Source organism: Paenibacillus sp. FSL R7-0312, assembly GCF_038004445.1.
GTDB lineage: Bacteria > Bacillota > Bacilli > Paenibacillales > Paenibacillaceae > Paenibacillus_AQ.
Window position 1 is genome coordinate 5,656,045 of record NZ_JBBORE010000001.1, and the last position, 20,716, is coordinate 5,676,760.

The following is a 20,716-nucleotide window of genomic DNA, read 5'->3' on the forward strand; positions in this document are numbered from 1 at the left end:
TTTAGTACCTCCGCTTTTTATCTTTCATTTCGTTGTAGAACAGCTTGTAATGCTCATAGCGGCTATCCGCAATCTCTCCAGCCTGCAATGCTTCTATCACCTTGCAGCCCGGTTCGTGAAGATGGCTGCAGCCGCGGAATTTGCAATTCTCCGCATAGGAAGCGAACTCACGGAAGCATTCGGACAATTCATCCACACCCAGCTCCAGAAAGTCCAGCTGGCTGAAACCTGGTGTATCGGCCACGAAACCGCCATTCCCGATATCCATCAATTCAACGTGACGCGTCGTATGACGCCCGCGGCCAAGCCGCATACTGATTTCACCTGTCTCCAGCTCAAGGCCAGGTACGAGGCGGTTCAGCAGGGTTGACTTTCCTACGCCGGACTGGCCTGAGAATACGCTGATGATTCCGCCCAATCGCTTCCGCAGCTCATCAGCACCTGATCCGTTTAGTGAGCTCGTAACCATTACTTCATAGCCAATTTGTTCATAGAGAGCTTTGACTGCTTCTGTAGCCTGGCCCTCATCATCCGCCAGATCCTGCTTGGTCAATACAATCAGCGTGTCCAGTCCTGAATGCTCGATGTGAACGAGAAATTTGTCCAGCAGGTTGAGGTTCATATCCGGTTCCCGTACAGAGAACAGCAGTACGGCCAGCTTCACGTTCGCTACCTGCGGACGGATCAGTTCAGAGTCACGGGGGAGCAGTTCATCCACCATCCCCTCCCCGTTCTCGGTCAGCATATAGATAATCCGGTCACCTACCAGAGGGGCTATTCCTCTTTTCTTCAGTATTCCGCGTCCCCGGCATTGTACAGCCTGTTCCTCCGTTGCGATGAGTCCATCCTTAAGCGGCTTCACATAGTAATATCCGCTCAGCGCTTTGATAATGATTCCTTCAGGCATACATATTAAGCCTTCCTCTCCTGATTTTGCGCAAATGACCCAAGATTGGATCCCCCGGGTCATTTCGCCGCTCCAGCTGTAATGGTGTTGCCACCGCCCCGCTGAAGCTTATCTCTTTTTATTTATTTTTGCCCTTGCCCTTGCCATTTCCAGGGGAAGCGGCAAGCAGTTTATTATTGTTGTCTTTACCTGGTACGAAGCCCGTCTGATCACCTGTACCTGTCTCGTTGCCCTCTCCGGTGCCCGGCGGCAGAATCTCAGGTTCGATCGTCGGCTCAACCGGAGCCTCAGTAGGTGTAACGGTCGGCTCAGGTGCCTGAGTCTGAACCGGAGGCGGTTCAGGCGTCTGCACATTATTATTCTTGACATCCACGTAAGTTATAGGATAAGTCTCGAGGAATTCCCCGTCCCGGTATACAGACACCATTCCGTCCTTGTTGGGAGCAAGCACCATGTTCACGGATAAGGTCTGACTTTTGCCAATCGTGCGTGTACCCCACTCCTGGTTCTCGCCATTATTACGCGCATCTGCAAAGACAATACGGATTTTGCTCTTCTGTCCGTCCACTGCAGGTGCAACCGGTACGTTAAAGGTATATTCCAGTGCTTCCGGAGGATAACCTGAACTGAGGTAAATGGTTATTTTCTCTCCAGGGGGAACCTGATCCCCTTCCTCATATGCCCACTGCTTCGTGACTTCGCCCTTCTCATAAGTGAAGCTTGGCTCTTCCTTAATCTCATCCAGCACAAGGCCGGCTTTCTCAATCGCTGCTTTGGCTTCCTTCTCCGTCATTCCAAGGAGGCCCGGCATATTCGTGCTCTCTTCGCCCTTGCTCACGATTAGCTTAACCGTTACAGTCTCAGGATCATACTCACTATTTGCTGCAGGCTCAGAGCTGATTACTTTGCCCTTGTCAAATTCTTCACTGAAACGTTCGTCCGGACTGCTGATTCTATCCTGTGCAATTCCCAGTGCAATTAGTTCCTTAACTGCATCGTCATAGCTCATATTAGAAACATCCTTAAGCTTAGGCAGAACCTTGGCGGTACTTACCGTAAGGATAATATGCGTTCCTTCCTTGACCATCGTGTCAGTCTTGCTCTGTTTCCAGACGATATTCTCTGCAAAATTCGGGTTGTACGCCTGCACGGGCGGCTCCTCTGCGAACAAGCCCACCTCTTCTAGGGCAGCTTTGGCTTGCTCAAATGAAATACCGGTAACAACCGGCACCGCCACTTCATCCACGGACAATTTGGAGTTGACATACCAGACGACCCCGCCCATGGCGATCAGCAGGATAAGGGTAAGACTGATCCACAGCGCCGCGCGGCCCGATTTGCGCTTGCCGGGTGGAGGAGGCGGAGCATCCTCCATACTGCGGACACGTTCCTCTCCACCGCCGCCACGGCTGCCCAGCCCCCGCTGGAGCGGTTTGATTGCAGGAATTACCCGCGTTCTGTCCTCGTCCTCTTCGTCATCGAATAAGACCTTGGACTCGCTCCGCCGTTCTGGCAGCAGACAGGTCTCCAGATCCTGCAGCATTTGCTTGGCGGACTGATACCTTTCTTCCGGATTCTTGCGCATGGATCTCAGGATTACATTCTCCACGCTTTGCGGAATCAGCGGATTCAGCAGGCGCGGCTCCTCAAATTCCTCCTGCAGATGCTTCAGCGCTACACTAATCGGGCTTTCCCCCAGAAAAGGCAGCACCCCGGTAAGCATCTGATAGAGCACGATTCCCAGAGAATAGAGGTCGCTCTTCTCTCCTGTGGTCACGCCTTTGGCATGCTCAGGCGAGAAATAATGCACGGAACCGACCACGGAACCCGTCTGGGTTATGGTAGTGGACGTAACCGCCCGGGCAATCCCGAAATCCGTTACTTTAACCCGGCCATTACGGCCGATCAGAATATTATGAGGTTTAATATCGCGGTGAATAATCTGATTCAGATGCGCATGATCAAGCGCATCACAAATTTGTGATGCAATCCGCACGGACTCGTCAACCTGCAGCGGAGCCCGCTCTTTAATGATTTCGTTAAGATTCTTGCCTTCAATATATTCCATAACAATATAATGGACTTCATCTTCCTGGCCGACATCGTAAATGCTGACTACATTTGGATGAGATAACGATGCAGCTGATTGCGCCTCCCGCCGGAACCGGCGGATGAATTCCTCATCATGCACAAACTGGTTGCGCAATACTTTGATAGCAACATTCCGGTTGAGCAGAATGTCATGGGCTCTGTAGACGAGCGCCATGCCACCTCCACCGATCCGTTCGATGACTTGGTAGCGGCCGCCCAATTCGTGACCGATCATCTATCCCACTCCTTTGTCTCGGGCACTGCGGCCTCTCCTTGGTGTTCTAACATAGCAACGCTGATATTATCGTTGCCGCCGGCAAGCAATGCCAGCTGAAGTAATCGATCCGCTCTTTCTTCCAGAGAAATCTCATGAATTCCGGCTACCTTGGCCATATGCTCGGGGCTGACGAAATTGCTGAGTCCGTCGCTGCACAGCAGCAGAAGCTCCTGAGGCGCAAGCATAACAGAAGCCAGATCTGCAGACACCACGGCATCCGTCCCCAGAGCCCGGGTCAGCACATTACGGCGCGGATGGCTGCCCAGCTCCTCCAGGCTGATCTGGCCGTTCTTGAACAGCTCATTGACCAGCGTATGGTCCTCGGTTAGTTGTATTGCAGCACCGTCCTGAATGAGATATGCCCTGCTGTCTCCGATATGGCCGATGTATCCCGCTGACCCTTTCAGTAGAGCAGCTACGATGGTAGTCCCCATGTTGTGGTATTTCTCATCGCTTTGAGCCTCTTTGTGGACCGTGTGATTGGCTTCCAATATGGCGGCTGACAGTGCCTCCTTCAGCTCTGCCTCCGGAAGATCAGGCTGAAGCTGGTCCAGAATGTTCCTGACCGTCTCCAGCGCAATTCTGCTCGCGGTATCGCCAGCCAAATGTCCACCCATCCCGTCGGCTATAATGCCGAGGGTATAACCGTGGCGCGTAGCGCCGATCCAGACCGAATCCTCATTGACGGTACGTACCCGGCCAATGTCGCTGGCTTGAACTGTTCTGATCAAATATCCTCACCCCAACTCCATATGTTTGGCACGCAGCTGACCGCATGCGGCCGCAATATCATGGCCTTGCTCACGGCGGATCGTAACGTTCACGCCATGATCGGCCAGTATACGCTGAAATTCAAAGATATCATTGCGGGAAGTCCGTACATACTTGCGCTCAGGCACATGGTTAACCGGAATCAGGTTCACATGGCAGAGCATGGTCTTAAGCACACCCGCTAATTCCTCGGCATGCTCAGGCTGATCGTTCACTCCGCCGATCAAGGCATATTCGAAGCTGATCCGGCGGCCTGTCTTGGCCTGATAGTAGCGCAATGACTCGATTACATCATCAAACGGATAGCGACGGTTAACCGGCATCAGCTTGGAACGGAGCGTATCATTAGGCGCATGAATCGAGATCGCCAGATTGATCTGCGTATCTTCGTCAGCAAACTTGTAAATATTCGGCACAATCCCGCTGGTCGATACTGTAATATGGCGCTGGCCAATATTCAGACCCTTCTCATGGATCATGAGGCGCAGGAATCTCATGGTTGCGTCGTAGTTCTCGAAAGGTTCGCCGGTGCCCATGATAACAATGCTGCTGACGCGTTCGCCGCGGGCATCAAGAATCTGCTGGGAACGCACTACCTGGGCCACAATCTCCCCTGCGGTCAGATCACGCTTCAGACCTCCAAGCGTAGACGCGCAGAAGGTACAGCCGATCCGGCAGCCCACCTGGGTAGTTACACATACGCTGTTGCCGTAATTGTGCTTCATAATAACTGTCTCAATCGCATGATCATCATGCAGACCGAACAGGAATTTCACAGTACCGTCTTTGGATTCCAGCTTCGTAATTTCGGTCAGTGCCGAAATACTGAATTGTTCCACCAGCTTGCCGCGCAGTGCCTTGGAGAGATTGCTCATGGATTCAAATTCATTGACCCGCTTCACATACAGCCAGTCAAAAATCTGTCCGCCGCGAAAAGCCGGCTCTCCGTTATCCTTGGCCCACTGCTGCAACTCTTCTAAAGAAAAATCATATATTAAAGGTTTCATTGTTATTAGCACCTGTTCTTTCGTAAATTATATGCGTATTATTTCTCATTCTTCCTATTTTAACACAAATTCCAGAGCCGGTAAAAGAAAAGCCCGCCGCGCAAAACCTCTGCGGGGCGGGAAGCTGTAATTCCATGCAGAAATCACTATATTACGAGAGTCGCTCCAGCCGGGCAATATAGAATCCGTCGCTTCCAAAATGATGGGGAAGCAGCTGTATTCCATCGCCTGCGGCAATTGCGGTTCCCTCAAGCCGTCCCCAGACGGCGGTCTTGAAGCTGACCGGAGCGAACCCGGGATTATGCTCCAGGAACTCCCCGATAATCCGGCCGTTCTCCACCTGCTCGGTAGTGCAGGTGCTGTAGACCAGTACACCGCCAGGCTTAAGGAGCCCGGCGACCGACTGCAGCAGTTCATGCTGCAGCGCAGCTACGCTGTCCACATCTCCGGGCTGCTTCCGCCACTTCAGATCCGGCTTGCGCCGGATCACTCCAAGCCCCGAGCAAGGGGCATCCAGCAGAATCCGGTCGAAGGATTCCGGCTGAAGAACGGCACCCAACTGCAGTGCGTCGCCGCTTAAGGTGGCGATGCATTCCAGACCCAGACGGGCCGCCTGATCTGCGATAAGCTTCGCCTTATGCTCATGCAGATCATTGGCCAGTATAGCTCCTTCGTCCTTCATCAACTCGCCCATATGCGCGCTTTTGCCTCCGGGAGCGGCGCAGCAGTCCAGCACCTTCATTCCTGCTTCAGGAGCTACAACCTCAGCCACCAGCATGGAGCTTTCATCCTGCACTGAGAGATACCCGTCCCTGTACCAGGAAGTCAGAGCCATATTGCCGCCGCCCTTAACAATCACCCCGAAGGGGCTAACCTTCGATTCAGAGGCCTCAAGACCCGCTTCGAGCATCTCGGCCAGCAGCGCCTCACGGCTGATCATAGTTGTATTGACGCGGACGCTGACCGCAGGCGCTTCGTTATTCGCAGCACACATGGCCTCCGCCGTGTCTGTGCCATATTCCGCAGACCAGCGCTGCACCATCCAGAGCGGATGGGAATGAACAATAGAGATCCGCTCTTCCCTGCTGAGCCCCTCCGGCAACACCGGTAGTTCCCCGGCCCGCAGCACGCTTCGAAGCACGCCGTTAACCATGCCGGAAATACCCTGATGGCCGCGTTTCTTGGCTATATTCACAGCCTCATTAACGGCTGCATGCGAAGGAACCCGGTCCAGATACATAATCTGGTACAGGCTCAGACGCAGCAAATTACGCACCCAAGGCTGAAGCTTAGCTACTCCCTTGCTCACAAAACCCTCCAGAACATAATCCAGAGTAATCATCCGTGAGATCGTGCCATACACCAGCTCCGTAGCCAGTCCGGTATCTTCACGGCTGAGAGCGCCTTTCTGCAGGCTGCTGCCGAGCAGCAGATTGCTGTAGGCCCCCTGCTGCTCTACGCGGACAAGAACATCAAGCGCAACCTCGCGTGCAGAAGCTGCCGCCGGCGGTTTGCCGCCCGGCTTCTTCTTGCCTGCTCCTCTGGCTTGACCACCCGGAGCTGAGCTCCCGGAAGCCGCTGATGTATTGCCGCCAGAAGGATTACGCGGTCCGCCGCCTTTGCCGCCCGCGCTCAACCCAGCACCGTGCCGGGCTTAAGACTTGCGCCGCGGCTGAAATCTGCCGCACTCATCGCTTTTTTGCCGGCAGGCTGTACGGTTGTCAACAGGAGAATCCCGTCGCCGGTCTTCACTTCAACCCCGCGTTCGCTTACAGACAGCACTGTACCCGGAGCAGCATTGCCGCCGGTGGAACTGCCGTTATCCGGCTTCGCCGCCGCCCATACCTTGAAGGTCTCGTCATTCCATAGGGTGAAGGCACCCGAGAATGGTACCAGCCCGCGGATACGGTTATAGGTTGCCAGTGACCCGGCCGTCCAGTCGATCCGTTCATCTTCGCGGCTTAGATTCGGCGCATAAGTTGCTTCGCTGTCATCCTGCACCGTCGCCTCTACACGTCCAGCCGCGAGGCGCGGCATTTCCGCCTTCAGTAAATCACGTCCGGCAATGCTCAGCTTCCCGAACATGGTGCCTGAGGTATCCTCGTCCTCAATCGGCACCTCTACCCGCGAGATCATATCTCCGGTATCCAGTCCTTCAGCCATATACATCAGCGTCACACCCGTTACCTTCTCACCGTTAATGATGCAGCGCTGGATCGGGGCGCCGCCGCGGTATTTCGGCAGCAGTGAGCCATGGACATTCACACATCCGTTCTTCGGCAGCTCCAGCACACTTTTCGGCAGAATCTGCCCGTAAGCCGCTGTAACAATCAGATCCGGCTCATAGGCAGCCAGTTCAGCTACCGCCTCCGGGCGCCGCATCCGTTCCGGCTGAAGAACCGGCAAGCCCAGTTCAAGTGCAGCCTCTTTCACAGGTGAAGGGGCAAGCGTCTTCTTGCGTCCTTGCGGACGGTCCGGCTGGGTAACCACTGCGACTACCTCATAGCCCTCCTCCAGCAGCATCCGCAGGGAGGGTACCGCAAAAGCCGGCGTTCCCATGAACACTATCTTCATTTCATTCACTCCTCAGTTTCACTGCGTTCTGCTGTATACTCATATACCTTCTCGGCGATATCCGTGAACAGCACACCGTTTAGGTGATCGATTTCATGCTGAAAAGCCCGTGCAAGCAATCCGCTTCCGGTAATTGTAATTTCGTTGCCTTCACGGTCCAGACCACGTACGGTTACTGTCTCTGCACGGCGTACATCGCCGTTCAGGCCGGGGATACTCAGGCAGCCTTCAGGTCCGAACTGCTCCCCGTCCATACTGATAATCTCAGGGTTAATCAGCTTGATCAATCCATGCTCTTCATCGGCATCGATTACGATTAGACGCTTTAGAATTCCAACCTGCGGAGCTGCGAGACCAACACCTTCCGCGTCATACATCGTATCCGCCATATCGTCGAGCAGTTTTTGCACGTTCGGGGTTACGGTTGTTACGGTCTTAGCTTTCTTGTGTAATACTTCATCCGGTTCTTTCACGATCAGCCTGATTGCCATTACAAAAACACCATCCTTGTTCTGAACATGTCTATAGTATATAAAATGAAATCATTCTTTCATTTCATAGTAAAACACCTTACCCATTGTAACACGCCGTGAGATTACATCAACATCTGCGGGTCCACATCAATGCTGATCTGCAGTCCTTTGTCACGGACAGAGTCCTCTAGCTCCTCGGCCACCTGACGGGCCAGTCCGATCGCATCAATCGCACCGCGCCATTTGATAATACACTGGAATCTGTAACGGCCTTTGAGCCGCGGCAAGGGTGACGCTACCGGACCCAGCAGATCCAGTGCATCCGAGGAGAGCTTGTCCAGGCTTCCATACCAGCGCAGCTGCCTTGCTTTGCCCTGGATATTCAGGGCATAATTCTCCGCCAGCTTCAGCAGCAGCGGAAGCTGCTCATGCGATAGCGTAACCAGAATCAGCCGGCAATACGGCGGATAATGCAGCTCCTTGCGGTGCTTCAGCTCATCTCGCACGAACGACCTGTAGTCATGACCGCTGGCATGTATAATCGAATAATGCTCCGGTGTATAAGACTGCACCACCACTTCACCGGGGAGCTGATGTCTGCCCGCTCTTCCGGCAACCTGTGTGAGCAGCTGGAAGGTCTTCTCGGCCGCCCGGAAATCCGGCAGGTTCAGCGCCGAGTCCGCAGTGATTACACCGACCAGTGTAACATCGGGGAAGTCAAGTCCCTTAGCCACCATCTGCGTTCCCAGCAGGACATCGGCCTTCTTATCCCTGAACTGGTTGAGCAGCTTCTCATGTGAACCCTTCTCTGTGGTTGTATCCACATCCATGCGGATGACGCGGATACCCGGAAACAGCTTGCCCAGCTCCTCTTCAACCCGCTGGGTCCCTGTCCCGAAGAAGCGGATATGCTCGCTGCCGCATTCGGGACACAGCTTGGGTGCCGGCTCGGCATGGCCGCAGTAGTGGCAACGCAGATTGTCACTGCGGCTATGATAAGTCAGCGAGATGTCGCATTCCGGACAACCGGCGACATATCCGCAGCTCCGGCACATGACGAAGGTTGAGAACCCTCTGCGGTTCAATAGAAGCACCGTCTGCTCCCCGCGTTCCAGCCTACTCACCAGCGCAGCATGCAGCCTGCGGCTGAACATCGAGCGGTTGCCTTCCTTCAGCTCGTCCCGCATGTCGACCACCGCCACCTTGGGCAGCTCGTTGCCGAGTGCCCGGCTGGGCATCTCCAGCAGGATAGGCGAGAAATGAATGTCGCTCTGTGATCTGGCTGCGTGATAGCTCTCCAGCGAAGGCGTAGCCGAGCCCAGAATCACTACTGCCCCGCCCTGCTGTGCCCGGCGGACCGCGACATCACGGGCATGATATTTCGGATTTTCTTCCTGCTTATAAGAGCCTTCATGCTCTTCATCCATGATTATGAGGCCCAGATTGGCGAACGGAGCAAACACTGCCGAGCGTGCGCCGACAGCAACCATCGCTTTACCCTCACGGATCTTGCGCCATTCGTCGTAGCGTTCGCCGACAGACAGCCGGCTGTGCATTACCGCCACCCCGCTGCCGAACCGGCCTTTGAACCGTTCAACCATCTGTGGAGTCAGGGCAATTTCCGGCACCAGCACTACAGCCTGACGCCCTTGCTCAACACAGCGCTGAATGCACTGCAGATAAATCTCCGTCTTCCCGCTGCCCGTTACCCCATGCAACAAGAAGACTTCATGCGTTTGCTGCTCAACAGTTCCCACAATCCGCTTATAGACAACCTCTTGCTCCGCTGTCAGCGGCAAGGGTGTGCTCGGCTTGAAATCGCGTCCCTGATAGGGGTCGCGGTATACTTCAATTTCACTAATCTCAATATACCCTTTGTCCTCCAGAGCCTTAACCGTGCCGGCCGTTACCTGAAGAACCGATAGCACATCCTTGAGCGGCATGGGAAGTGTTGCCTCCATATCGATCAGGAAAGACAGAATTTCCTTCTGGCGCGCCGAACGTGCCGGGAAGCCGGACAGGGATTCGCGTGCTGCCGAGAGGCCTATGGCCAAATCAACCGCCTTCAGCTTCTTCTTGCCCATCTTGTCCTTGATCGACTGGCTCTCCGCCAGCACCCCGCGCCGCACCATGAACTTTACAGTCTCAGCAGCCTCCGGGAAGGTACGGGTCAGCAGCTTCATGGATACTTCCCCGTGACGTCTGACGAAGTCAGTAATCTCCTGCTCTTCGTTGTCTGCCTCCAGGAAAAGCGGAAACAGCTCATCTCCGGGAGTATAGGCTGCTGCCTCTGTATCACCCAGTGAGATCAGCCGCTCGGCTTTTCCCTTCAAGGCAGTCGGAAGCATAGCCTGCAGTGCGGAGATCCGTCTGCAAGCATATCTTTGACTTATCCAGTCGCCCAGCTCAACCAGCTCCGGCGACAGCGGAGGCAGCAGATCGAGCACTTCCACAATCGGCTTCATTCTTGATACACTGCCGGTCTCTCCCGACTCCAGGGATACAACAAAGCCCTGAACGGTCCGGGGTCCAAACGGAACTGCCACTCTGCTGCCTACTTCAATCCAAAGCTTCAGTGAATCGGGAATCAAATAATCAAACGGCCGGTCGGTGCTGCGCACAGGAACATCGACTATGACCTTGGCAATATCCATTATAACAAGGCTCCGGCAACACGCTCAGCAGCGAGCTGCAGCACCCGGCGCGCTACCTCATCCTTGGAGGCTAAGGGAAGATCCAGAACCAGACCGTCTGCATCATAGACTGACACAATATTGGTATCTGTGCCGAATCCGGCACCTTCCACTGCAACATCGTTGGCTACAATCAGATCAAGATTCTTGCGCACCAGCTTGTCTTTGGCGTAGTATTCCGCATTCCCGGTTTCGGCGGCAAACCCGATCAGGAACTGCTTATCCTTCATTTTGCCGAGACTCTCCAGAATATCCGTAGTCTTCACCAGTTCAAGGGTCATGGTGTCACCACTCTTTTTGATCTTGGACTCCGCGCTGTGTCTCGGGCGGTAATCTGCGACAGCAGCCGCTTTAATGAGAATGTCGCAATCGGCCCAGCGTTCCGTGACCGCTTCATACATATCCTGCGCCGATTCCACGCGGACCAGCCGGATATCGGCATCTCGCGGCGGCGCTTCATCCGTACGCGCGGCGATCAAGGTGACCTCTGCCCCCATGGCGCGTGCTGCCCGCGCCAGCGCGAAGCCCATTTTTCCGGAGGAATCATTGGAAATGTACCGGACAGGATCGATACGTTCAACCGTACCGCCAGCGGTAACAACTACCTTTTTACCAGCGAGCGGGCCGGATTTCTTGTCGTTCTGCAGCGCAAAGAAGTTCTCCACAACCTTCACGATCGCTTCCGGCTCTTCCATCCGCCCTTTGCCCACGTAACCGCAGGCCAGCAGTCCTTCGCCCGGTTCAATAAAGTGTACCCCCCGGTTGTATAGTGTATCGATATTGCTGAGTACCGCCGGATGCTGATACATGTGAACATTCATCGCAGGGGCCACCATTACAGGAGCTGTAGCGGCAAGAAGTGTAGTAGACAGCATATCATCTGCCAGCCCGTGCGCCATTTTGGCAATAATATTTGCGGTAGCCGGTGCGATCAAGACCAGATCGGCCGAATCCGCCAGATCAATATGCGAGATGGAGGACGGGTCGCGTTCCTGAAAAGTATCGCTGTATACCCTCTGCTTGGACAATGACTGCAGTGTCAGCTCCGTAATGAACTGCTTTGCCGAAGCAGTCATAATAACATGAACCTCGGCGCCTTGCTGGGTAAGCTTGCTGGTGAGGGCCGCCGCCTTATAGGCAGCAATGCCTCCTGTAATTCCGAGTATAATCGACTTTCCTTGTAAACTCTTCAAACTGATCTCCCCCCTGTACCTCAATCTGTGCCCATTGTATATGCCGCTATGAAAAGAAGAAATGAAAATCTTCATATTTACGTCAAAAGGAAGCTGTATAGATTTCATTTAGTTTTTTGAATAAAGGAACTAAATTCCCTTATAAATAGAGAAAAAAATAACAACCTTCCGGTTGTCAGGAACAGCCCGGTGCGGGCCATTATCTATTTCATTGTGCAGCTTAACTGGCTTAACTCAAGAAGAAACGGCTGCGCCATCCCTAAGCGGGATGGTTTCCGTTTCTGCTGTGAGCCTTGAGCCGGAACCTTGAGACTATTCTTCGTCGCCGCGGGTTACGATAATGCGGTCTTCATAGATCTCTTCAAGCGCAACACCAACATACTTGTGCGATCTCGGGTTCTTGATATCAGTCTTTCCGCCTTCACGGAGTGCTCTAGCCCGGCGGGCTGAAGCGACAACCAGGGAATACTTGCTGTCGACCTTGGTCACCAGTTCGTCAATGGATGGATATAGCATGTAAGACACCTCTTCATCTTTTACTGTAAATATGAACCAATCCTGTAGAGCCTGTCATCTCACCTTACAATGTTCGGCGATAATAATGCTTTCTATTCGCTTGCAGGCCAGATCGATCTCGTCATTCACTACTGCGTAATCATAATGCCGGATCAGGCCGATCTCATCCTCTGCAACAGACATGCGGTGATTAATCACATCAGGATGCTCCGTACCGCGTCCGCGGATACGGTCCTTCAACTCGTCCATCGACGGAGGAAGAAGGAAGACAAAGATGCCTTCCGGGAATTTGTCTTTGACTTTGAGAGCTCCCTGAACCTCGATTTCCAGAATAATATCTCTTCCGCTCTCGAGTGTTCTCTCCACAAAGTCACGCGGAGTACCGTAATAATTGCCTACGTACTCCGCATATTCGAGCAGCTGGTCACCTTCAATCATGTCCGCAAACTGCTCTCTGGATTTGAAAAAATAATTGACGCCGTTCTCTTCACCTGCACGCGGTGAACGCGTGGTGGCGGAAACGGAATAGACGAGTTCAGGCATCTTCGGCCGCAGCGCAGTGCATACCGTACCTTTGCCGACGCCGGAAGGGCCGGATAATATGATCAGCAATCCTTTTGACATAGTACACTCCATTTGTTGTTATTCGTCGTTATCGTCATCTTTGCTGGATAGGCGGTGAGCAACGGTCTCCGGCTGAACGGCCGAGAGAATGACGTGGTCGCTGTCTGTAATGATGACGGCCCGCGTCCGTCTTCCGTAGGTGGCGTCGATCAGCATATGCCGGTCTCTGGCCTCCTGAATAATTCGTTTGATCGGTGCAGATTCCGGGCTGACAATGGAAATAATGCGGTTGGCCGACACGATATTCCCAAAGCCGATGTTGATTAATTTGATTGCCATGTTCCGGTTGTTCCCCCCATAAGTTACATCTTTGCTTGTTTCAGGTCCTGTTATTCTAAATTCGCCGCTTGCTCGCGTATCTTCTCAAGCTCCGCTTTCATGTCAAGCGTGAGATTCACGATGTCCAGATGATTGCACTTGGACCCGATGGTGTTGGTCTCCCTGTTCATCTCCTGAATGAGAAAATCAAGTTTGCGTCCTGCAGGTTCACTGCCAAGCAGCAAAGCCCTGCATTGCCCGAAATGACTGTACAGCCGGGTAAGCTCCTCATCTATACTGCAGCGGTCGGCGAAAATAGCAATGTCCATGCCGAATTTATGCTCATCCCATGGGAAGTTCCCGTCATTCAGTCCGCTGAGCCGCTGCCGCAGCTTCTCGCGGTATTCATGCACAACCAGAGGCGCAAGCCCGGTTATCCCGGCATGCAGCTTCTCCAGTCGGTCAAGCCGGCGTGACAGATCAGCAGCCAGATACCCGCCCTCGCGGGCACGCATCTCCAGCAGGGCCTCCAGACTAAGGCGGAGCCCCTTCTCGAGGAGCTCTGCAACTTCTTCAGTAGGATCCGCAGCAGTAGTCGGAATCTCTTCCTTGAATTCCATAACACCGGGCATAGAAAGTATATCACGGAGAGTCAACTCTCCCTGGAATCCATACTCCTGTCTTAAGGCCCCAGCTGCGTCCAGATAGGACTTCACCAGAGTACGGTTCAGCGCATGCGCGTCAGCCGCACCCTCAGTGAGTTCCCTATTAATGATGACATCTACCCGTCCCCGTTTGATATGGGCTTGAACCAGCCGCCGCACCATATCCTCATAACCCGTCCAATCCCGGGGCATCCGCAGCACAACTTCGCAGTAACGGTTATTCACCGATTTGACTTCGAAACTAATCTTGTGTCCACCGAATTGCAGGGATGACTGACCGTATCCGGTCATACTAAATGACAACGGAATCACATCCATTACACTATTGTAATTGATTCTTACTAGCGAAACAAGGGGGACAATCTGCGTCCCTGCTTCGCCCAGACATACTCCAGCAGCTGTACACTCATATCATAGAACATAAAGGGTGTAATCAGATAGATGCCGTTAAAATGCGCAGTCGCCGCATCCAGCAGCTCCTTGGCAATGAGCACGCCTTCCGCGCGCCCCGCTTCGCCTTCCAGTCCCTGCATGCGGCTGCGGACCTCGGGGGAGAGCTGAATTCCCGGAACCTCATTATGGAGATATTCAGCGTTCCGGCCGCTGGCCAGCGGCATGATTCCGATAAAAATCGGAATATCCAGATGCTCTGTGGCTTTGGCAATCCGGGCAATTAATTCAGGATCATAGACAGGCTGGGTCATAATGTAATCCGCACCGGATGCGATCTTCTTCTCCAGCCGCTCCACCGCCTTGTCCAAATGCTTGACATTGGGATTAAATGCAGCACCGATCACGAACTTCGCCTTCTGTTTGAGCGGCTTGCCCGAGAAGGCGACACCGTCATTCAGCTGTCTGATCATACGTATAATTTCAAAAGAGGTCAGATCATAAATCGAGCTGGACCCGGGCAGATCACCGAAACGCGCCGGATCACCGGTTACCGCCAGTACATGGTCAATGCCAAGAGCGTCAAAGCCCATTAAATGCGACTGGGTACCAATCAGATTGCGGTCCCGGCAGGCAATATGCACCAGCGGCCGCAGCCCCGTACGGGCCTGAACCAGATGTCCCAGTGCCATATTGCTCATCCGGGTAACCGCAAGCGAGTTATCTGCCAGCGTCAGCGCATCCGCCCCGGCTCTGCGCAGCGCTTCCGCTCCCCGCATGAACTTCGCGATGTCAAGATCACGCGGCGGATCAAGCTCTACGATCACTGTATGCCGTTCCTTCACCAGATCCACAAGCGTCGGCTCTGCTCCGCCCTGTCCTTCATCCTCACTCAAATGCTCATGCACAGAAATCCGTTCTGCCATTCTATGTTCATCAGGTTCCGGTAACGGAGTAATCGCATAATCCTTGAGTGCAGCGGAAATTTCTGCAATATGCCGGGGAGTAGTGCCGCAGCATCCACCGATGATCCGGCTGCCCATATCCGCGAAGACCGGAGCCATCTGGCCGAAATATTCCGGTGATGCCCCATAGCGGTACTGGCCGTCCACATAATCTGCTACCCCCGCATTGGGATAGATCGATACCGGAAGCACAAGCCGCCCCTGAAGAGTGCCCAGCGCACGCTTGATGCCGTTCGGCCCGGTGTTGCAGTTGAAGCCGATTACATCCGCCCCGTCCTGTTCCAGAATGCGGAACGCCTCAGGCAGTGTAAGCCCGTCCAGTGTGCGCGCTGAGTCATCTACAGCCAGCTGGCAGATTACAGGAAGTCCGCTGAGCTTGCGGACGGTTCGGAGCGCCAGATGAAGCTCTTCCACATCATAAAAGGTCTCCAGCATGATACCGTCCGGCTGCTCTTCCAGCAGCGCAGCAATCTGCTGCGAGAAAAACCGCTTAAGTTCAGCCGAGGATAAATTAGCCCGTTTGCCGGCTCGTATAGAACCCACAGCCCCGACTACATAGCCGGTCTCTCCGGCTGCACGGCGGGCAATACTCACCCCGGCGCGGTTGATCTCCGCAACCTTCGCTTCCAGCCCGAATTTGGAGAGCTTATCATAGTTTGCCGAATATGTGTTACTCTCCAGCAGGACTGAACCGGCTTCCATGTAGCTCCGGTGCACATCCTCAATCACCTCCGGAGAGGTCAGATTCAATTCCTCATAGGAGATGCCTACAGGAAATCCCTTTTGATATAAAAAGGTTCCCATCGCCCCGTCTCCGACCAATACGTTATTCTCCCATGCAGAGCGCAAATCCGGCTTCACCGCAAGAACCTCCCCTATACTGTCATTAGTTTCATACTAATGTAACATAAAACGGGATGGATGATAAGCTTTAGCAAGCAAAAGCTATACGTCTTAACAGACCTTAACAAGTGGAAACGGCTTTGCCGGCCTTTTATTAGGACGGTACCGTTTCAGCGAGAAATATAAGGATAAGTTATTATGTGAAACATATAAATTCTTATATTTTAAAAAAGCAAATCTCCGAGTGGGAGACTTGCTGTGAAATTAATGAAGGATTAGCTAATTTTGAATTTTCCAGCCAGTTCTAATAATTCTTCAGACATTTTTGCCAGAGCCATAGATGCACTATTGACTTCTTCTACCGTTGCCAGTGTTTCCTGCGCAGAAGCTGACACACTTTGTGTCCCATCAGAGGTTGCATTAACAATTGCAGATATCCCTTCAAAGGTTGTAACCAGATTGTTGGTATCAAGGGACATTTCTTTGGAGGCCTCAGAAACTTCACTAATCTCAGCAGTCACACCATTCATGGCCAATTCTATTTGTCCAAAAGCTTCCACCGCTTCAGTGACCGAACGGATGCCCACAAGCACCACTTCTTCTCCCTTCAATACCTTGGATACGCTGATTTCGCTCTCCGCCTGTATACTCTTGATGACCTCAGATATCTGTTTTCCTGACATAGCGGTTTGGTCAGCAAGCTTTTTCACCTCAGAAGCTACAACTGCAAATCCTCGGCCTGCTTCTCCTGCACGCGCCGCTTCGATAGAGGCATTCAAGGACAACAGATGAGTCTGTTCTGCAATCTCATTGATAAAGTTAATAATGGTACCGATTTGCTTTGATTTCTCACCCAGGGATTTAACAGATACGGCAACCTCAGTAGAGTTATCCTTGATCGATGACATTTGCAGTATAGCTAATTTAACGGCATCTGAACCCTGAACCACAATTTGCGAGGCATTAATAGCGGACTGGTTCACACTATAGGCACTTTCTTCAATAAAAAATGCCTGTTCATTCATCCTGTTTACCATCTTCATGCTTCCGGCTATACTTTCCACTTGTTTATCCGTACCTTGGGCCAGATTCTCAGTAGTGCGGGCAATATGTTCAGTGGCTTGGCTTGTTTGCTCAGCACCTGCTGTCAGTTCTTCAGCGGAAGCTGCAACCTGCTCTGCATGAGACCCGATCTCCTGAATCAGATGCCGCAGATTGCCCGACATGTGATTAAAGGAAATGGCCAAATCTCCAAGCTCATCCTTATTCTTGATATGAATCTCGTTAAGTGTCAAATCGCCGTCAGCAATCCGGACAGCTGCAGTCTGCAGCAGCTTAATGGGCTTGGATATCTGACTGCTGATCAGCACAGAGGATGCCACTGCTGCTATTAGAGATATGATACTGATTCCTATGATTGTCGCTTTCACATCTTTGGCATGTTGCTGTGCCATTGCAGTTCTATTATCAGCTTCAGCCTGTTCTGTGGTAACCAGGTTGCGGGCTACTTCAACAAACTTATCAAGCACAACGCTTTGATTAACCGCAATAGAAACAACACTCTCTACTTCACCTTTATTTTTCGCGTCAATCATCTGATCGGAGATTACAATAAATTGCAGCTGCAACAGATCTAATCCGGCCAAAATCTGCTTATTTCCGGGATCAGTTATCAGTGATTCCAGCTTCGCATGATGTTCCGTGAATTCGAGGCGTGCAGCTGCATAACCATCCATTTTTTTCGGATCTGCGGAAATAATATAATCGGATACATTGGCATGTTCAGATTCGATTGTAGTGTTCAAATCTTTGAGTAAGCCAATCGTAGCCACTTGTTTTTCCAGGAGGCTGGTATAGGTTCCGTTAATTTGTGAGAGATAGATGTATCCGGTAGCTCCGAGAAACACCAGCAAAATCAAAACAATCCCAAATCCTACATACAACCGCTGTTTTATACTTTTTGCTTGAAATAACCCCTGGATTCTGTTCACTTGTTTCCCTCCCCCCTTGGCCCCAAAATCTCTTCAGCCTGTGCTCTGAACGTGCTTGCAGCCGCCTCTGGTGTAATACTGCCGGCATACAGGTTTTTTTGTATGATTTTCAGAGCATTTTGAACAACTGTATCAGACAGTGGTGCCGGCGGATCGATTGGGGTAGAGTGTTTAGCAATATAATTCATATATGTATATTGTTCTTTCCCCTGTTCGGTGGACTGACCGGATAATTCTTCAGCAATTTTAGAAGCAATCGGAACGCCTCGGTCACCCTTAAGAATGTTATTCGCTTCCTTGTTATTGGTGAGAAAATCAACGAATTTAACCGCCGCTTCTTTATGTTTAGAATAAGAAGATACCATTATGAACATGGAAGGTTTCACAAAGTTCCCTTCTGCAACAGCCCCCTCAACCGTGGGAAGGTTCATGATTTTCAGGGTTCTGCCCGCTTCGTCACCGTTCGAAACCATTTGGTTGCTTACAAGTTGTAAAAATGCGGCTTTCCCGGTTGCCAGCGCATTTTTCTCATCAGAGGATGAATTCGTACCGGGGTTCAGAAGCCCCTGATCCAGCCATGTTTTCGTCAAGGTCAGATATTCAACCAGCGTGGCATCTTTGAAACCAAGACCCGTTTTTTCTTTATTGTAAAAGGATTCGCCGTTCATTCTGAACCAGTAAGGCAAATCAAACATCGCATACAGAGGATAAAAACCCGGGGTTTCCACCTTGTCTTTAAATTGCTGCATGGTTTGTTGCAGATCCTGAATAGAATACGAATCTTGAAGCAGCTCTATGCCATACTGTTCAAACATAGCAGGGTCATATGCAATTCCGAGAGCATTCGATCCCATGGGGATGCCATACTGCTTCCCCTCATACTGTCCGGAGGCCAGATAGGATTTATCCACATCGGACAGATCAAGAATCTTGGATTTTATATATGGTTCGAGCGGCTCGATTAAGTTATGCGTGACATAATTGAAAGCAAAATTATAGTCTGTCTGCATAATATCCGGTGTTTTTTGCTCAGCGGTATCGATCGCTAACTTTTGGGCTACCTCGGCAGTTGAAGAGTAATCCTCTGTTTTTATTTTTATATTGGGATTCTCTTTCTCAAACATCTCAATAACCTTTAACGTGATCTCCTTACGGGTTGGTTTCCCCCACCACATAAAATTCAATGTGATTGGTTCATCCGACTTCTGTTCTTCTTCGTTCCCTTTCCCAGCACAGCCCACAAGTGATATGAACATCACAAAGGTTAATAAAATTGCTGAAATACGTGTTGGTTTGTGTTTTTTGTGTTTCATGAATGCCCGCCTCTCTAATACTAATCAATGTCTGGAAAGTAAATTTCTTTAATTGTAAGAAACTTATACTCTATATCGGTTGGTCCAGTTGTTTTTTCCTGCACTTATTCGACTTTATTCAACAATAAGAATGTTATCCTATAGTACATAAGTTAACTCTCTACATAAATACGAAAAAAGAGCTATTTCCAAGTGAATATTCCACTTGAGAATAGCTCTTATAGTGTTGATCTTTAATTGGGTCAGACAGATTAAATATCCACCGACCCGGTATACACCACCTGTGCAGGACCCGTCATATACACATGGTTATCTTCCTCATCCCACTCGATGAACAGGTCGCCGCCCTTCAGGCTGATCCAGGCTGAACGGTCCGTTACCCCGTTCAGTACGGAGGAGACCAGAGTGGCACAGGCTCCGGTTCCGCAGGCCAGTGTAGGTCCGGCGCCGCGCTCCCAGACACGCATATCCACATGTCCGCGGTCCACAACGGTAGCGAACTCCACATTTACTTTGCGCGGGAAGAGCGGGTGAACCTCCAGCTTCGGTCCCCATGTGCCTAGGTCGAAGGATACTGCATCGTCTACATAAATGACCGCATGCGGATTACCCATGGATACGGCAGTGAATTTGAATTCCGTTCCGTCCGCCTCGATCGGCTGATCCAGCACAGGCTCTGCATCGATAGCTACAGGAATCTGCAGTCCTGACAATACCGGCTCGCCCATATCCACTGTAACAGTCTCCACTACACCATCTTTTACCTTCAGTGACACTTTCTGTTCACCGGCACCAATCGTTTCAATCACAATCTGCTCCGATTCCACCAGTCCGTGCTCATACACATATTTGGAGACACAGCGGATGGCATTGCCGCATTGCTCGGCTTCCGAGCCGTCAGAGTTCATGATACGCATCATATAATCACCGCGCTCTGAAGGCAGAATGTAGACCAGACCGTCAGCGCCGATGCCGAAGAACCGGTTGCACAGCGTAACTGCCAGCTCCGAAGCATTGTCCGGCAGCTCATCCTCGCCGAATACAACTATAAAGTCATTGCCTAGTCCGTGCATCTTAGTAAATTCCATTGTATCGTCCACTCCTAAAAGTTTTGTTTGAAATATGCCAGCCGGTTCATCATAAACCAAGCTTCCCAGTGTAACCA

General features: G+C 51.9%; 17 protein-coding genes. All 17 read right to left on the reverse strand.

Annotated features, from left to right (window positions below):
- Window position 1 precedes the first annotated feature (1 nt).
- A complete protein-coding gene (gene rsgA / locus MKX70_RS24935) occupies window positions 2-907 on the reverse strand; it encodes a ribosome small subunit-dependent GTPase A (protein ID WP_042136602.1) in 906 nt (301 codons plus the stop codon).
- Between the two features lie 118 nt (window positions 908-1,025).
- Window positions 1,026-3,233 (reverse strand): Stk1 family PASTA domain-containing Ser/Thr kinase, encoded by a 2,208-nt coding sequence (gene pknB / locus MKX70_RS24940; RefSeq protein WP_340841070.1) that lies wholly within the window; start codon window positions 3,231-3,233, stop codon window positions 1,026-1,028.
- Window positions 3,230-4,006 carry a Stp1/IreP family PP2C-type Ser/Thr phosphatase gene (locus MKX70_RS24945; protein ID WP_042235766.1) on the reverse strand — a complete coding sequence of 259 codons (777 nt, stop codon included), beginning with the start codon at window positions 4,004-4,006 and terminating at the stop codon, window positions 3,230-3,232. The genes pknB and MKX70_RS24945 overlap by 4 nt, the downstream gene beginning before the upstream one ends.
- A gap of 6 nt (window positions 4,007-4,012) precedes the next feature.
- Entirely contained in the window at window positions 4,013-5,053 is a 1,041-nt protein-coding gene (gene rlmN, locus MKX70_RS24950) for a 23S rRNA (adenine(2503)-C(2))-methyltransferase RlmN (RefSeq protein WP_042235764.1), read from the reverse strand.
- 151 nt (window positions 5,054-5,204) lie between these two features.
- Window positions 5,205-6,689, reverse strand: coding sequence for a 16S rRNA (cytosine(967)-C(5))-methyltransferase RsmB (gene rsmB / locus MKX70_RS24955; protein WP_081956500.1), 1,485 nt, complete (start codon window positions 6,687-6,689; stop codon window positions 5,205-5,207).
- Window positions 6,686-7,627, reverse strand: a complete 942-nt coding sequence (fmt, locus tag MKX70_RS24960) for a methionyl-tRNA formyltransferase (RefSeq protein ID WP_042235762.1) — start codon at window positions 7,625-7,627, stop codon at window positions 6,686-6,688. Before fmt ends, rsmB begins: the two co-directional genes overlap by 4 nt.
- A 5-nt stretch (window positions 7,628-7,632) precedes the next feature.
- Window positions 7,633-8,118 carry a peptide deformylase gene (gene def, locus MKX70_RS24965; RefSeq protein WP_042235760.1) on the reverse strand — a complete coding sequence of 162 codons (486 nt, stop codon included), beginning with the start codon at window positions 8,116-8,118 and terminating at the stop codon, window positions 7,633-7,635.
- A 104-nt stretch (window positions 8,119-8,222) separates the two neighbouring features.
- Window positions 8,223-10,754, reverse strand: coding sequence for a primosomal protein N' (gene priA, locus MKX70_RS24970; RefSeq protein ID WP_042235757.1), 2,532 nt, complete (start codon window positions 10,752-10,754; stop codon window positions 8,223-8,225).
- Window positions 10,754-11,986 carry a bifunctional phosphopantothenoylcysteine decarboxylase/phosphopantothenate--cysteine ligase CoaBC gene (gene coaBC, locus MKX70_RS24975; protein WP_042235754.1) on the reverse strand — a complete coding sequence of 411 codons (1,233 nt, stop codon included), beginning with the start codon at window positions 11,984-11,986 and terminating at the stop codon, window positions 10,754-10,756. The genes priA and coaBC overlap by 1 nt, the downstream gene beginning before the upstream one ends.
- A gap of 312 nt (window positions 11,987-12,298) precedes the next feature.
- The gene (gene rpoZ, locus MKX70_RS24980; RefSeq protein WP_039298009.1) at window positions 12,299-12,502 is read right to left on the reverse strand and encodes a DNA-directed RNA polymerase subunit omega; all 204 of its coding nucleotides are present in this window, start codon (window positions 12,500-12,502) and stop codon (window positions 12,299-12,301) included.
- A 54-nt stretch (window positions 12,503-12,556) separates the two neighbouring features.
- Window positions 12,557-13,126: a guanylate kinase gene (gene gmk, locus MKX70_RS24985; protein WP_039298007.1), complete on the reverse strand. Its 570-nt coding sequence runs from the start codon at window positions 13,124-13,126 to the stop codon at window positions 12,557-12,559.
- 18 nt (window positions 13,127-13,144) lie between these two features.
- Window positions 13,145-13,405, reverse strand: coding sequence for an extracellular matrix/biofilm regulator RemA (gene remA, locus MKX70_RS24990; protein WP_006209218.1), 261 nt, complete (start codon window positions 13,403-13,405; stop codon window positions 13,145-13,147).
- A 50-nt stretch (window positions 13,406-13,455) separates the two neighbouring features.
- Window positions 13,456-14,352, reverse strand: coding sequence for a YicC/YloC family endoribonuclease (locus MKX70_RS24995; protein ID WP_340841071.1), 897 nt, complete (start codon window positions 14,350-14,352; stop codon window positions 13,456-13,458).
- A gap of 38 nt (window positions 14,353-14,390) precedes the next feature.
- Window positions 14,391-16,265, reverse strand: a complete 1,875-nt coding sequence (locus MKX70_RS25000) for a bifunctional homocysteine S-methyltransferase/methylenetetrahydrofolate reductase (RefSeq protein ID WP_042235748.1) — start codon at window positions 16,263-16,265, stop codon at window positions 14,391-14,393.
- A gap of 257 nt (window positions 16,266-16,522) precedes the next feature.
- On the reverse strand, window positions 16,523-18,238 hold the full coding sequence (locus MKX70_RS25005) for a methyl-accepting chemotaxis protein (protein WP_340841072.1): 1,716 nt from the start codon (window positions 18,236-18,238) through the stop codon (window positions 16,523-16,525).
- The gene (locus MKX70_RS25010; RefSeq protein WP_042235745.1) at window positions 18,235-19,551 is read right to left on the reverse strand and encodes an ABC transporter substrate-binding protein; all 1,317 of its coding nucleotides are present in this window, start codon (window positions 19,549-19,551) and stop codon (window positions 18,235-18,237) included. Before MKX70_RS25010 ends, MKX70_RS25005 begins: the two co-directional genes overlap by 4 nt.
- 251 nt (window positions 19,552-19,802) lie before the next feature.
- Window positions 19,803-20,639 (reverse strand): diaminopimelate epimerase, encoded by an 837-nt coding sequence (gene dapF / locus MKX70_RS25015; protein WP_340841073.1) that lies wholly within the window; start codon window positions 20,637-20,639, stop codon window positions 19,803-19,805.
- Between the last annotated feature and the right edge of the window lie 77 nt (window positions 20,640-20,716).